Annotated in this window: 13 protein-coding genes, 1 tRNA gene, 1 rRNA gene and 1 pseudogene; 4 read left to right on the forward strand and 12 right to left on the reverse strand. The window is 43.3% G+C overall.

Annotation, left to right across the window (positions count from 1 at the left end):
* Positions 1-68: 68 nt before the first annotated feature.
* From M1575_03135 to M1575_03190, 12 genes and pseudogenes are all read right to left on the reverse strand, one after another.
* Positions 69-587 carry an LAGLIDADG family homing endonuclease gene (locus tag M1575_03135; GenBank protein ID MCL5095697.1) on the reverse strand — a complete coding sequence of 173 codons (519 nt, stop codon included), beginning with the start codon at positions 585-587 and terminating at the stop codon, positions 69-71.
* A 46-nt stretch (positions 588-633) separates the two neighbouring features.
* A 23S ribosomal RNA gene (locus M1575_03140) occupies positions 634-2,714 on the reverse strand.
* Between the two features lie 147 nt (positions 2,715-2,861).
* Positions 2,862-2,934 (reverse strand) — tRNA-Ala (locus tag M1575_03145).
* Between the two features lie 273 nt (positions 2,935-3,207).
* Positions 3,208-3,903, reverse strand: a complete 696-nt coding sequence (locus M1575_03150) for a DsbA family protein (GenBank protein MCL5095698.1) — start codon at positions 3,901-3,903, stop codon at positions 3,208-3,210.
* A 5-nt stretch (positions 3,904-3,908) separates the two neighbouring features.
* Positions 3,909-4,100, reverse strand: a complete 192-nt coding sequence (locus M1575_03155) for a ferredoxin (GenBank protein ID MCL5095699.1) — start codon at positions 4,098-4,100, stop codon at positions 3,909-3,911.
* 57 nt (positions 4,101-4,157) lie between these two features.
* Positions 4,158-5,108: a glutamate dehydrogenase gene (locus M1575_03160; GenBank protein ID MCL5095700.1), complete on the reverse strand. Its 951-nt coding sequence runs from the start codon at positions 5,106-5,108 to the stop codon at positions 4,158-4,160.
* A pseudogene (locus tag M1575_03165) lies at positions 5,094-5,456 on the reverse strand (glutamate dehydrogenase). The gene M1575_03160 and the pseudogene M1575_03165 overlap by 15 nt, the downstream one beginning before the upstream one ends.
* A gap of 91 nt (positions 5,457-5,547) precedes the next feature.
* Entirely contained in the window at positions 5,548-6,483 is a 936-nt protein-coding gene (locus M1575_03170) for an NAD(P)/FAD-dependent oxidoreductase (GenBank protein MCL5095701.1), read from the reverse strand.
* 6 nt (positions 6,484-6,489) lie between these two features.
* Positions 6,490-6,801 carry a thioredoxin gene (trxA, locus tag M1575_03175; GenBank protein ID MCL5095702.1) on the reverse strand — a complete coding sequence of 104 codons (312 nt, stop codon included), beginning with the start codon at positions 6,799-6,801 and terminating at the stop codon, positions 6,490-6,492.
* An 18-nt stretch (positions 6,802-6,819) separates the two neighbouring features.
* On the reverse strand, positions 6,820-7,554 hold the full coding sequence (locus M1575_03180; protein ID MCL5095703.1) for a GAP family protein: 735 nt from the start codon (positions 7,552-7,554) through the stop codon (positions 6,820-6,822).
* Positions 7,555-7,610: 56 nt separating this feature from the next.
* A complete protein-coding gene (locus M1575_03185; protein ID MCL5095704.1) occupies positions 7,611-9,965 on the reverse strand; it encodes a heavy metal translocating P-type ATPase in 2,355 nt (784 codons plus the stop codon).
* Positions 9,966-10,025: 60 nt separating this feature from the next.
* Entirely contained in the window at positions 10,026-11,510 is a 1,485-nt protein-coding gene (locus M1575_03190; protein MCL5095705.1) for a sulfite exporter TauE/SafE family protein, read from the reverse strand.
* Between the two features lie 170 nt (positions 11,511-11,680).
* Between M1575_03190 and M1575_03195 the strand changes: the two genes are divergently transcribed.
* The 4 genes from M1575_03195 to M1575_03210 are packed head-to-tail and all read left to right on the forward strand — an operon-like array spanning position 11,681 to position 14,595.
* A complete protein-coding gene (locus M1575_03195; GenBank protein MCL5095706.1) occupies positions 11,681-12,340 on the forward strand; it encodes a response regulator transcription factor in 660 nt (219 codons plus the stop codon).
* Positions 12,333-13,535, forward strand: coding sequence for a HAMP domain-containing histidine kinase (locus M1575_03200; protein MCL5095707.1), 1,203 nt, complete (start codon positions 12,333-12,335; stop codon positions 13,533-13,535). The genes M1575_03195 and M1575_03200 overlap by 8 nt, the downstream gene beginning before the upstream one ends.
* A gap of 29 nt (positions 13,536-13,564) precedes the next feature.
* The gene (locus M1575_03205; GenBank protein MCL5095708.1) at positions 13,565-14,062 is read left to right on the forward strand and encodes a DUF1573 domain-containing protein; all 498 of its coding nucleotides are present in this window, start codon (positions 13,565-13,567) and stop codon (positions 14,060-14,062) included.
* On the forward strand, positions 14,059-14,595 hold the full coding sequence (locus tag M1575_03210) for a cytochrome c biogenesis protein CcdA (GenBank protein MCL5095709.1): 537 nt from the start codon (positions 14,059-14,061) through the stop codon (positions 14,593-14,595). The genes M1575_03205 and M1575_03210 overlap by 4 nt, the downstream gene beginning before the upstream one ends.
* The last annotated feature ends 75 nt before the right edge of the window (positions 14,596-14,670 follow it).

Below are 14,670 nucleotides of genomic sequence, written 5' to 3' on the forward strand. Positions count from 1 at the left end.
CTTTCGTGCAGGTCGGAACTTACCCGACAAGGGGCTTCGCTCTAATTACCGATTAAATCGGTATTGGACTATATCTTTCCCGACCTAGTCGGGATCCGACGTATAGTCTCTGAGGATTTTAGAAACTTAGGAAATTGTTGTTTATTTATCTTTGAAGCTAATTTTGCGATTCTTTTAACTCCAGAAGTTTTTAAGTGTTCTTTTTCCCCCATTAGATCAAGAGCTTTTACAAAAGTTTTAAATGATTCATCTTTACTTGTCCGTAAATGATGCTCCCTAAAAAAGGGAATAATTTTTTCTCTTAAATCTTTTAAGGAACGAACACAATATCTCCAAAGATTTTCTTTATGGTTGTCATGACGACGGTTAACAAAAATTCTTCCGCACTCAAAGAAGCTTTGAACAGCTTTAAGAGCTTTTAAGCTCTTTTCTCCTTGAGTTACGATAAATTCCGGCATTACCTGCCAGCCAATCTTACTTGTGGAATTCCTGTTAATGCTTATACAAAAGCACCCCTCGCCATCGACAAAACCGACAATCCATCCTTCTGTTTCTAATCTTTCCTGCTGATTAGTCGTACTCGACATATTTTTACTTACCTATGTGTAGTCTTACACATAGAATGAGTAATGTCAAGAATAACCGACTTTCCCAGCATATGGTCGGATTTTTCCCGCCAATTATTTATGCACGAGACGGGAGAGGTTTGAATACCTCACTATGGCAGCGAGGCTTCTTTCAGCCTTTACCATAGAACAGTTATAGTTACTGCTGCCGTTCACTCGGGCTTTGACCAACAGCCTCTCCTTGCGGAGTCACTATCAGTTTTAACCTACGAGCACTGGGCAGGTGTCAGCCTCTATACTTTGCCTTTCGGCTTTGCAGAGACCTGTGTTTTAGTTAAACAGTCGACAAGCGTTATTAACTTCGACCCCGCCAAAGGCGGGGCAAGGCATCTCGTAAACTTACGCCTAGCTATTTTGCCGAGTTCCTTGAGCCTCCATTACCCGATTGCCTTAGTAGTCTACTACCAACCCACCTGTGTCGGTTTGCGGTACGGAAAAATTACTTTTCACCACGGGAATTTTCTTGTAAGAAAAAAATTACTTAATTGCTTCCCTTACGGGAAACTTTTCGTCACCACTTGATTAAACGTCATTGCGGATTTTCCAACAATAACTACCTTGTGATTTAAATCTCGAAGTCATATCGAGACTAAGTTATTCTCTCTCAGTCATCCCTTGGTGTCTTAGTCAAAGCAATTTTGTAGCCGATTTTGGACGGCTTGTACATCAGGGTATAGCAAAATGCATCCCCTTTAGAATCCGACTAACCCCACGTCGACGAACGTTGCGTGGGAAACCTTGGGTATTCGGCATTCCGAATTTTCATCGGAAAACGCTACTCGTACCGGCATTCTCTCTCCCACCCGCTCCACCCTACCTTACGGTAAAGCTTCACTGCGAGCAAGATGCTCCCCTACCACTCCCGCCAAAGGCGGAAATCTCTAGCTTCGGTAACAGGCTTATCCCCGTTCATTTTCGGCGCCAAATTCCTCGACCAGTGAGCTGTTACGCTATCTTTAAAGGATGGCTGCCTCTAAGCCAACCTCCTGGCTGTTTGGGGAATATGACATCCTTAACAACTTAGCCTGTATTTAGGGACCTTAGCTGAAAGTCAGGGCTGTTTCCCTTTCGAGACACACGCTTAGCCGCGCATCTCTGACTAGCTACCTAATTTAAACTGGTATTCGGAGTTTCATTGATTCGCCTCGCTTACGCTTGGTGAACCATTGAGTGCTCTACCCCCAGCTAAAATCGTGGTAACCGCTATACCTAAATATATTTCGGGGAGAACCAGCTATCTCCGGGTTCGTTTGGCATATTACCTCTAGTCACAGATCATCTCAACCTTTTGTAACAGATACGAGTTCGGGCCTCCCTCTGCCTTTCGACAGAGTTCACCCTGTCCATGACTAGCTCACCCGGTTTCGGGTCATCCCGATGGCACAAATTTGCCCGGTTAGGGCTCGCTTTCACTGCGTCTGCCCCATATAAATGGGTTAGACTAAAGCGCCATGTTCGGGACACTCACCGGTTCATTCTTCAATAGGCACACCGTCATCCGCCAGTTGGCGGACTTCGGCTGTTTGTTAGCAGACAATTTCAGATACTATTTCACTCCCCTTCCGGGGTGTTTTTCACCTTTCCCTCACGGTACTAGTTCACTATCGGTTAGTTTGAGTATTTAGCCTTAGATGGGTGGTCCACCTGGATTCCCAAAAGGTTTTGCCGTGCCTCGTGGTACTTAGGAACTCTCTAGAGAAGTTTCAAATTTCGTTTACGAGACTTTCACTCTCTTTGGTCTGCTATTCCGAGCAATTCAACTATCCTCGACTTCTCATATTGAAAGCCCTACAACCCTCCAAGATTGCTCCTGAAGTTTAGGCTTTGCCGCTTTCGCTCGCCGCTACTCACGGTATCTTTAATTAATTTCTTTTCCTCGGGTTACTTAGATGTTTCAGTTCACCCGGTACCCCGCCCAGGGCTTATGAATTGACCCAGGGCTTCCCGATTAAAATCGGGAGGATTACTCCATTCGGAAACCGTCGGATCGCGGGATTATGGCTCCTTCCCGACGAGTATCGCCGCCATATGCGTCCTTCCTCGGCTCAAACTACCAAGGCATCCATTGTCTGCATTAGTAGCAATTTTTTTAAACCAAGACTCTCTTCACTTTTTAAGGTACAAATCTTGTAAACTTATTTTTATATTTAAAATTTAAGTCAAAAGACTTAACTGATGGACCGGGAGACTCGAACTCCCGACCTTCACGTTGGATTTCTAAGGGTCTGTCCCTTGTGGACCCGGGCGGATTCGAACCGCCGACCTCATCATTGCAAATGATGCGCTCTACCAACTAAGCTACAGGCCCTGTAAAATCTCACCGATTTTACCGGGTAAACCCTTTATGCTGAAAAATCGATAGATTTTTTAGTGTTTAAAACTAAAAAATCCGGCGGAGCCGGATCTTCAAATTGATGAAAAAGCTTGAATAAAATTAATCACCACGCCAAAATTGGCAAAGTAAGTTAAATATTTTTTGCTTTCTCATGAACTTAAAAAATTACGGGCTCCTTAAAACAAAAATCATTATATCAGCGAATTAAACCATTGTCAATCTTTAAAGAAAAAGGAATACTCGGACTTATTTGGCTAATTCCTCGTCAATGATCTTTTTGAAATTTTCAAACGGTTGAGCTCCGGTTACGGCTCGGCCGTTGATAAAAATGGCCGGGGTTCCGGAAACACCGACGGCCCCACCGTCTTTGATATCCTTTTGCACTGTTTCTTTATATTTACCGCTATCCAAGCAGCTGTTAAATTTATTGGCATCCACACCTAAATTAGCCGCGTATTGTTTAAGATCCGTCACGGTCAATTTCTCCTGATTGGCAAATAATTTATCGTGGAATTCCCAGAATTTACCCTGTTCGTTGGCACAAAGCGAAGCCTGGGCGGCCGGTTCGGCATTTTCGTGAAACGGCAAGGGGTAATTTCTGAAAACCAGTTTGACTTTATTAGGATAGGTCTCAAAAATTTTCTTCAGCGTCTCTTGGACTTTACCACAGTATGGACATTGGAAATCGGAAAATTCAACAATCGTTACCTTGGCCTGAGAAGAACCCTTGGCAGGACTACTGCCGGCAAGTTGCGCTGCCTCTTGAGCCCCTAAAGTTTTTTCTGCTTGAGGTTGCGGCGCAACCGATGATGGTGAAGCCTGAGCAACCTTACTGTCCCCCTTGCCACTCTCGAGATATTGAACCTTGGTAGAAAACATGCCGATTAAAAAAGCCGCGACGATTAGTAAGATAACAAGAATGGGCGTGGTTTTAGTATTCATATTAATTAATCCTCCTTCCAGGCAATAGCCTGTACCGGACAGGAATCAATGGAATTTTGGATATTTTCTTCTGTCTCCGCCTCTTGATCAATAACCTCGGCCTTGCCGTCATCACTCATCTTAAAAACTTTAGGACTTATGGCCGCGCACGTCCCGCAACCGATACACGTATTTTTATTAATGACCAGGGTTTTCATCTTTTGATGATCTCCTTTAAAATCAGGCTTTTACTATACAATAGACAAAATCTTCTGTCAAATTTTATCTTGAGCGACAATTTTTTGCAACGCCAAAACGTAAGCGGCCAAACGCAAATCAACCTGATATTTTTGCGCTATTTGCCAGATATCCGTCGTCGCTTTGGTCATTTTTTCATTAAGTTTTTTATTGACTTCGTCTTTCGACCAATATTTTCCGAGTAAATTTTGTTCCCATTCAAAATAAGAAACTGTAACCCCGCCGGAATTAGCCAAAATATCAGGGACAATCGTTATGCCCTTGGCGCTCAAAATCTTATCCGCCTCTTGGGTAATAGGATCATTGGCCATCTCGAGAATTATTTTCGCTTTGATTTTTCGGGCATTACCTTTATGAATAATGCCACCCATAGCCGCCGGCACTAAAATATCCACCGGGAGTTCTAAAAGTTTGTCGTTGGAAATTTTGACGCCGCATTTACCGTTAGCAACCGAGCCGGCACAATAGCAATTAGCAATTTGTCCTTTTCCTTTTTTGCAAACCATGGTTTTGGCCGGATCAAAACCTTCTTCAAAATAAATGGCTCCCTGCGAATCCGATAAAGCCATGATTTTAAAACCCTGTTCAAATAAAAATTGAGCGATAAAATAACCGACATTCCCAAATCCCTGAACCGCCACCGTCAATTTAGTCTTTAGTTTTTGGTCTTTAGTCTTTAGTTTATTTAAGATCGTCTGAAGAACATAAAGGCCCCCTTTGCCCGTCGCCTCTTCTCTCCCCTGACTGCCGCCCGAATTTAAAGGCTTCCCGGTAAAAGTCGCAAGAATCTCATTTTCTGTCAATAAAGGATGGTGTGCTACAATTTTCGACAACTCCACATTTACGGCTGTGCCATTATCTCTTAAAGACTGCGTGCTATGAATAAATTTTCGAGTCGAGGACAACAACGTGGAGTGAGAAAATTCGTGGCCACCAGCCCTAATATATTTACCATATTCATCTACCATCCAACCCATGATCTTGGCATTGGTATTGACATCCGGCGCCGGAACGTCTTTATAAGGACCGATCACGTCGGCAATTTTTTGAACATAACCACGGCTCAATCTTTCCAGTTCTCCTTCTGAAAGCTTTTTGGGATCAACCTTAATCCCTCCTTTACCGCCGCCCAAAGGCAAATCGGCCACGGCGCATTTAATCGCCATTAAGAAAGCTAAATTTTTAACTTCTTCCAAATCAACCTCAGGATGATAACGGATACCGCCCTTGTAAGGACCCAGAGCTGAATTATACTGGACACGATAACCTTCAAAAATTTTAATTTCACCATTATCCATCTTCACCGGAATAAACACTTCAAAAATTCTTTCCGGTGTCATGATCACCTTGAGAATATCCGGCCGGAGTTTTAAAAGCTGGCCGGCTTTTTCTAAAATATCTCTCATCTTAATAAATTTTAGGCGCTTTTTCGCCTTTTAAGAATTTAAAAGCCGAGGCTGCTGCCATCGCCCCTTGAGCGCAAGCCGTGATTAGTTGGGCCAATAATTGACCTTTATCGGTGATGTCGCCGGCGGCAAAAACGCCCGGCAAATTTGTTAACATCGCGTCCGTCACTTTAAGATAACCCACCTCATTAAGTTCTAAACCTAAATTGCGAGCCAAAGTCAGGCCGGGCACCGAACCGATTTCGATAAAAATACCATCCGTTAGTAAAAGATCTTGACCGTTATAGGGATGATCAAGTTTAGCCCCGGTTACTTTCTGACCGTCTCCCTCGATTGCCACCACGTTCGTCTCATAAATTATTTCAATTTTGGAATTGGCCCGAGCCTGTTCAATCCAAATCGGCTCGGCTCTAAGTTCTTCTTTTCGGTAAATTATGTAAACCTTCTTCGCGTAGGCCGCAGCGTGAACCGCTCCGGAAACGGCAGCATTGGCGCCGCCGATGACAATCACGACCTTGTCTTTATAAAAGGGAACATCGCAGGTCGTGCAAAAAGAAACGCCTTTACCTTGATAAGTATCTTCGCCGGGAATATTAAGTTTTTTTCTTTCGGAACCGGCGGCCAAAATGAGTGTTTTCGCTTCAAATTGTCGGCCCTGGCTGTCGGTCACTTTATAGCCTCCGTCAATTTTCTCGATTTTCGTGACCGTGTCGTAAATAACTTCCGCTCCCAAAGTCTTGATTTGTTTTTCAACTTTCTTTGACCACTCCAGGCCGGTGGTTGAAAGAAAAGCCGGAACGTTTCCAACCTCACCGGATAAAACAATGGACCCGCCTAAAACTTGACCGATGATTAAGTGTTTTAAACGATAACGGGAGGCGTAAATCGAAGCCGTCATCCCGGCCGGACCCAAACCGATAATCAAAAGATCGTACATAATAAATTAAGGATGAGAAATTAATTCTTTCAAGACTTCTTTAGTGGTCAAACCCGTTTGCCTTGTTACCTCTTTCCCCTCTTTGAAAAGAATGACCGTTGGAATACTCATGATGCCATATTTTTCGGCTGTTTTCGGCGCCTCATCAACATTAATTTTGGCGATTTTCGCTTTTCCCTGAGATTCTTCACTTAATTCCTCGATGATGGGCCGAAGCATTTGGCAGGGACCGCACCAGTCGGCGTAGAAATCAACCAAAACCGGTAAATCGGCTTTTAAAACTTCACTTTCAAAATTTTCATCAGTCAAAATAGTCATATCTGCTTCCTCATTTTATCACAAAACCAACCAGCTGCCCATCAGCAAAAGCAAAATGCCTAAAGAAAGTTTCATCCATTTTTTGCCCCGGTGTTCAAAGTCCTGAAGCTCAATTACTCTCCATTCACTGCCTTTCCAAACTAAAAGCAAAATCAGAAGTAAGGGCAAAACAAAAAGAAAATTATAGTAAAGAAAATAGAAAAGAACAACCAGCCCAGCTAAGCCGGCATTAGCCAAAATCGTCGCCGTCCCTATATAAATCGGTAAAGAACAGGGGGTTTCCAGAACCGTAACCAAAACTCCCAAAACCGCCGCCATTGGATACGAAACATTCTGGGTGAGTTTTTTTAAAAACGGTCGGGTCTGGGCCGGAATTTCCAAATGCGGCCCAAGTTGCGGGAAGAAAAAATCTTTAACATTAATCATCCCGGCTAAAAGTAAGACTGAACCCAAGATTTTATTAATATAGAACCGCACGGGAGTAATAGAAAAAAAGTTAATTGATTTATAGAAAAAAAGGCCAATAAAAAGATAGGTTAAAAAAACTGAAGCAATATAAACCAAACCTGTCAGCAATACCCGCTCCGGTTTTTTGGCAAAAATGACCAGATAAGTCAAAAGCAAAACGATCATGGTGATGGCACAGGGGTTTAAGGAATCAACTAAGCCGGCCAAAGTAACCAGAGGAAAAGAAACGAGCCCGCCGTTCTTGGCTAAACTGCAGGCAACAGTGGTACAGACACCCGTGTTCATAAACTATAATGTTACTTTAAACCTTTTAAGAAGTAAAGAGTTGGAAATTACCGAAATTATGGCTTCATGCCCGAACTCAAACGGGCAAATTCAATAAAAAGAAGAGTAAAAAGACCAATCATGATGGACGGAGCCAAGATTGATAAAACGTCTCTTTTCCCCGGTTTAAAACGCCTTAACAATAACGAATTACTGACCACCGAAACCGAACTTAAAGCCATCGCCAACCCCGCCAGCTCCGGTTTTAAAACCAAACCAATCCCCATAAAAACCCTGGCAGCAATCGGAATGCCCAAAACATTGTAAAAAAGAGCAAAAAACATGTTTTGTTTAATTTTGCCCAAGGTGGCCTGGGATAAATCAATGGCGGTCACCACGTCGCGCAAATCGTTTTTAACCATGACGATGCCACCTGTTTCCATGGCCACGTCGGTTCCCGAACCCATGGCAATGCCTAAATCAGCTTGGGCCAGGGCCGGCGCGTCATTAATCCCGTCCCCAACCATGGCCACAATCTTACCCAATTCCTGCAGTTTTTTCACTTCCCAAGCTTTATCCTCAGGTAAAACTTCAGCCAAAACATTTTCGATACCAACCTGTTGTGCAATCGCTTTGGCCGTCCTTTGGTTATCGCCGGTAATCATATAAAGGTCAAGACCTTTTTCCTCAAGCTTGGCAATCGCCTCTTTGGAGGTTTCCTTAACCTGATCCGCCACCGCCACCATCCCAAAAATCTGCTTTTCATTAGCTAAAACCATGACCGTCTTTCCTTGCTCCTCAAGCCACGACATCTCGCGGTCAAATTCCGTTAAGGTCAGTTTTTCTAAACTGGCGACTAGTTTACGGTTGCCAAAATAATAAGTATTGCCCTTAATTTTACCGCGGATACCCTGTCCCGGAAGCGCTTGAAACTGCGATACTTCTTCAAGTTTCAGACCCCGTCCCTGCGCGTGATTGTAAATGGCTTCGGCCAGCGGATGTTCCGACTGTTTTTCTAAACTGGCCGCGATCTGAAGAATTTCGCTTTCGCTCAAACCATTTAAATTAATAATGTCCGTCACCTCGGGCGTTCCTTTGGTTAAAGTTCCGGTTTTATCAAAAATAATGGCGTTAATTTTTTGCGCCGCCTCGAGCGGTTCTCCGCCCTTAATTAAAATGCCCTGCTCCGCACCTTTCCCCGTGCCCACCATAATGGCGGTGGGCGTCGCCAAACCCAAAGCGCAAGGGCAGGCAATGACAATGACCGATGTAAAAGCCATTAGGGCAAAGGATAAAGTTGACCCTAAAACAAAAAACCAAATACCAAAAGTTAAAAAGGCAATCATGATAACCGTAGGCACAAAATAAGCCGAAATACGGTCGGCAAAAGCCTGAATCGGCGCCCGCGAGCCTTGGGCTTCTTCCACCAACCGAATAATCTGCGCTAAAGTTGTTTCACTCCCAACTCTGGTCGCTTTAAACTCAAAACTACCGGTTTTATTCATGGTTGAACCGATAACTAAATCACCCTCTTTTTTTTCTACAGGCAAACTTTCTCCGGTCACCATGGATTCGTCAACCGACGATAAACCTTTAATAATTTCGCCGTCAACCGGAATTTTTTCTCCGGGCCTGACGATAACAATGTCGCCAACCACGACCTGCTCTAAAGGAATATCCAAGGTTTGCCCGTTTCTGACCACCCGAGCGGTTTTAGCCTGAAGCCCCATTAATTTTTTAATCGCTTCCGAAGTCCGACCCTTGGCTTTAGCCTCAAGCCATTTGCCCAAAATCACAAAAGTTATTAAAAAGGCCGCGGTTTCGAAATAAAGTTCCGGAATTTTCATTCCTTCTAAACCAATAAGACTTTTGTTTTGCAGAACAAAACCAAAATAATTAACTAAACTGTAAAAGTAAGCGACCGAGGTGCCGATGGCGATTAAACTGTCCATATTAAAAGTCTTCATCCGTAAGGATGACCACATGCCTTTATAAAAACCCGAACCAATAATAAATTGAACCGGCGTGGAGAGAATTAAGGAAATAATACCAACGTATGGGAGGAGAGCCGCGCTTCCCGGCAAAAATTTGAAGAAATCAAAAAACATAAAATAAAGCATCGGCGCGCTTAAGATTAAACTAATGATAAATCTGTTAAATAATTCTTTAATCTCTTGCTCTTTCTTTTTACCCTCTTCTTCACCTTTCCCTTCTTCAACCACCGCTGCCTTATAACCGGCTTTAGAAATTGCCTCAAGCAGTTTCTCTTTTGAGACTAAATTTTCATTAAAAACGACTGAGGCTTTTTCCGCGGTAAAATTAACATGGGCCTCAATAACTCCGTCTAGTTTTTTCAGGGAACGCTCAATAATCCCCGCGCACGAAGTACAATGCATGCCCGAAATCGAAAGATTGATTTTTGTTTTTTTCATTTTTTCGCGGGTAAAGTAATCATAGCCTAAAGATGCCGTTCGTTCAATCTTTGGTTAAGATTATCTTCTACCGCAACCGCAACCTCCGGCGCCGCCTCCGCAACTGCCGCCGCCAGCGGCCTTAGGATCCTGTTTGTCCTGGGGAACCGGACCGACCTGGGCCGTACCGCTGTTCTCAACCACCTCAAAATAACCTCGAATCATTCCCATCCAGCAGGAAAAATTGAGTCGGCCGACTTTTTGGGGCGTAAAAGCAATCGTGTTTAAACCGTCTTGCAGCTGTTTCTCAATCTTTAGGTCCGGCATAATGATAGTGCCGTTACAACCGTTAAGAGCCGTGGCGTTGATTCGCCATTCCACCGGCACGCCTTTTTTAATGGTAAAGGCCCGGGGCGTGTAACCGCTGTTATTAACCTCCATTTCAATAATCTGTCTGCCTGAGTCTGTCTTCCCTTGGACTTCAGGTTTTAGGGCACTCGAACCGCTTGTTTCGGCGGCCTGCAGGGTTAATGACGGCAAAGGCAAAGAAAGTCCTTTTAAAGCCAAACCGGTATTGAGATTAAAAAAGGCAAAGACAATCAGAATCACGACAATAACCTTAGCCAAGGCCGGGTCTTTAAGGGTTTTCATCGAGGTCCCTAAAGCACCGACACCTAAAAGAACCGGTAAAGTCCCGAGGGCAAAAAAGAGCATGGTTAGTCCGCTTTTGATAAAATCCGCCTGACCTAAGGCCAAAACCTGCATGCTTTGGGTAAACCCGCAAGGCAGGAAAAAGGTTAGACCCCCCATTAAGAAAGCCGCCTTATAACTTCCTTCTCCCTCAAGCTGGGAAAGTTTTCCTCCCAAAGAAGGCGAGAATGAAGACAATAATGATTTCATGGGCGGGACTAAGTTAAGAAGAGATAGAGCAAGGTAAAAGATAACCACGGCAACTAAGATGTTTAAGAAGGCAGAAAGAGTCGGTGAATAACGGAAATTGGTCCCGATTAAACCTAAAAGCCCGCCCAAAAGAAAAAAGCTTGCTAACCTCCCTGACTGGAAAACCAATTGCGGCATTAAAGGATTGGTTGTTTTCTGTTTAAAAGAAGCGCTTAAACCTAAAACAACACTGCCAACCACGGCCAAACAAGTCGAAAATGAGGCCACTAAACCAACCATGAAAGCCAACGGCAAGGACAGACTGGATTGATTAACGGTTGAAACCTGTTGGAAAAAAGGCAGTTGCGAGATGGTCGTAAATAAATAATAAAGGATGACAAGGATCGAACCGGCTTTAATCCAAGCCGTAATATTCCCCTCGGTCAAGGAAAAATGATTAAAAGAAGGCTGGGCTTCCTCGCCCGGAGCAAGACGATAACCGCAGCGGCAAATCGCCTCTTCAATCTCCTTTTTATCCAGGCTTTCGTCATGAATAACTTCCAGCATGCCTGTTTTATGGGAAACTTCCAAATATTTGACCCCGGCAATTTTTGACACCTCTTTATGAACTAAAACCTCACAAGAGGAACAATGCATGCCGTAAATTTTAACCGCGTGTTTTTTCATAAGCTTCCCTAAGTTTAACGTTTATTAATTAAAAATTCATGAAGAGGTGGTATGTTATAATGAGCGAAACGAATTAATCAAAGATATATCTATATTTTCACTCATTTATTACGAAGTAATTACGAAGTAAATGCTTGGCATATCTTTGATATAATGTGCTAGAACTTTTTATGCGTATTTTAATTATCGAAGACGAAAAACAGTTGGCCCAAAATATTAAAGATCATTTGGTCAAAAAGGGTGACGCCGTCGATGTGACCAATACCGGTGAAGACGGCCAATTCATGGCCGAATCAGAACCTTATGACGTCATTATCCTTGATTTGATGCTGCCGGATATTGAGGGGATCAAAATCTGTCAAAATCTTCGCCGTCAAGGCAATAAAACTCCCATTCTGATTCTGACGGCTAAAAGCAGTGTCGAAGAACGCGTGGCCGGCTTAAATGCCGGCGCCGATGATTATCTAGTTAAACCTTTTGCCCTTGCCGAACTTGAGGCCAGACTTGAGGCCATAATCAGAAGAAACCAGTCCGAAGGAAAAACCATTCTTAAAACTAAAAATTTAACCCTTGATCCGCAAAAACACGAAGTTAAACTCGCCGAAAAAAGAATTAACTTATCGCCAAAAGAATTTGCCATTGTGGAAATGCTTTTGCGCCGTCAGGATCAAGTCGTCACTAGAAGTATGATTATGGAACACGTCTGGGATTACAATTTTGAAAGCTTCAGCAATATCGTCGATGTCTTTGTCGCGACCTTGCGCAAAAAAATCGGTCCCAACTTTATTAAAACCGTCCATGGCCTTGGTTATAAAATAGAAAATGCTTAAAAAACTTCGTTTTCAGCTAACCGCTTGGTACTCCCTGGGGATTCTGACGACCATTGTTTTTTTGTTAATCTTTTTCTATTGGGCCACCAATAAAGTTTTTTACCAACAGGTTGACGCCACCCTGAACGAACATGTTCGGGCCGTTGCCACCTCGGTAGAACAAGGCGCCAAACAAGCCGGCTGTAACTGCCTTTCAAACCAATCGTCTTTTCTGGATGGTATTCTTCAAATGCCCGGTATGCCGACGGCCATTTTCGACGAAAATAACCAAATGGTTAAATCCTCGGCGGATTTTAATAACAATCCTCTTCTTTTCCAAAAAGCCTTTGTCCCGCCATTATATTTTAATGAACATCTCTCCAACCAAACTTATCGTTTTCTCCTTTATCCGGTAAAAACCAATGACAAGCAAATCGGTTCGGTCCTCATGGGCCATCCGATTGAAACTTTCTTAAAAACCCGGCAAATTCTTGCCCAAATGATTATTTTAATCATCTTGGTTATTTTTATTCCCGCTATTGCCCTGGCAAGATTATTGGCCGAAAGAGCTTTGTCTCGTCAAAAAGAATTTTTAACCGAAGCCGCCCATTCTTTAAAAACTCCCCTGGCCGTCATCCAAAGCCAAATCGAATCCCAACCGGAAAAATTTGACCGTACCGCTCTTCTTACCAATCTGCAAAGACTTTCTCAAGCTGTCAATCAGACCCTTGAATCAGCTTATTCCCAAACTCCCCTGTCAGAATCAGCAATCGTTAACCTTAATGCTCTTTTGGCAGAACTTGTGGAAATAAGCCAGCATCTTGGTCAAAAAAAGCATATAAAAGTTACCTTAAGTCTGACCCGGGAACAGATTTTCGTTAGCGGCAACAAACAAAAACTGGCCAAGGCCATCCTTTCGGTTATGGAAAATGCCATCAACTACGGAAAAACCAACGGCCAAGTCAAAGTTTCCCTGGCAACCGGTCAGGGGCAAGCCATAATTATGATCACCGATAACGGAACAGGGATCACCGAAAAGGATTTGCCTTTGGTTTTTAATCGCTCTTACCGAGGCCAAAATGCCCGAATCAAAGGCAATGGCTTGGGTCTTTTCATAACCAAAAATATTATTGAAGAGTTGGGCGGTCAAATTGCTCTTAAGAGCCAACTCGGCCAAGGGACCACGGTCACAATCTCCCTCTTAACATTATCTTAATAAATCTAAGAGTATCATTAAGACCAATTATGGCCGGCTTACGCTTCTGGATCTTTTTTACCCTGGTTTTCACCGTTTTGGTGATAACCGGAATTTCCCTAATTTCTTCTCAAAGCGGCAGTCCGCCGATTGTCGCTTATACGAAGAATGAAGAAAAACCTAAGCTAGAGATTGATAAGGTCGAGGTCAATTTGGGAAAAATCAACGTTTCCGAAGAGCAGAAAACCGATTTTTTTCTGACTAATTCAGGGACCAAACCCTTGCAACTTTTCGAAATTTCTTCAAGCTGCGGCTGTACCACGGCTAAGATCATCAGGGAAAACGGGCAGGAAAGCTCTGAATATGGCATGCATCTGAAAAAAGCTTCCGTTCAAGAGGTTCTCCCCAAAGAAAAAATAAAAATTGAGGTCATTTACCGGCCCTTTGTCATGCCGGTAAAAGGACCGGTCAGCCGACAAATCTACCTTCGCACCAATGATCCCTTATCCCCCAAGTTAACCTTAGCGATTAAGGCTCAAATCTTATGACTGGCAATTTTCTCTTCGGTATTTCCCTGACAGCTTCGTTTTTGGCGGGGAATTTGGCTCTTTTTGCTCCCTGTTGTCTGACTTTCTTATTGCCGGCTTACTTGGGAACCATTTTTAAAGAAAACAAAAAGGTCGTTTTTTATACCTTAATCTTTGCCCTGGGTCTTTCTTCCATTCTTATTCCTGTGGCTTTGGGCTTTCGTCTTTTGATTGATTTTTTTAATTTTTATCATCAGGGGCTCTATTATTTAGGAGCGGTTTTGCTTATTTTCATGGGTTTAACCACAATCAAACCTTTTTTTCACCTGCCGCAAGTTTTTCATCCGACCTCTTCTTTAAACGGTCAGGCTAATACTTTTTCCGTTTTCTCTTTGGGAGTCATTTCGGGCATCACCTCCTCCTGCTGCGCTCCGGTTCTTTTTGCCGCCGTGACCCTGACTTCTCTTTCCCCGACTCTTTTTCAAGCTGTTATTGTCTCTATCGCCTACGTTTTAGGCATTGTTTTCCCTTTATTTTTTCTTTCTTTAGGCTAACAGAAAACTCTGCAAAAAATTGACGCCACAAAACGCCGGAAGATTTACACGATTTTAAAAGTTATCGGCGGAAGT

The organism is Patescibacteria group bacterium (assembly GCA_023473585.1).
In the GTDB taxonomy this organism is placed as follows: domain Bacteria; phylum Patescibacteriota; class Microgenomatia; order JAMCYU01; family JAMCYU01; genus JAMCYU01.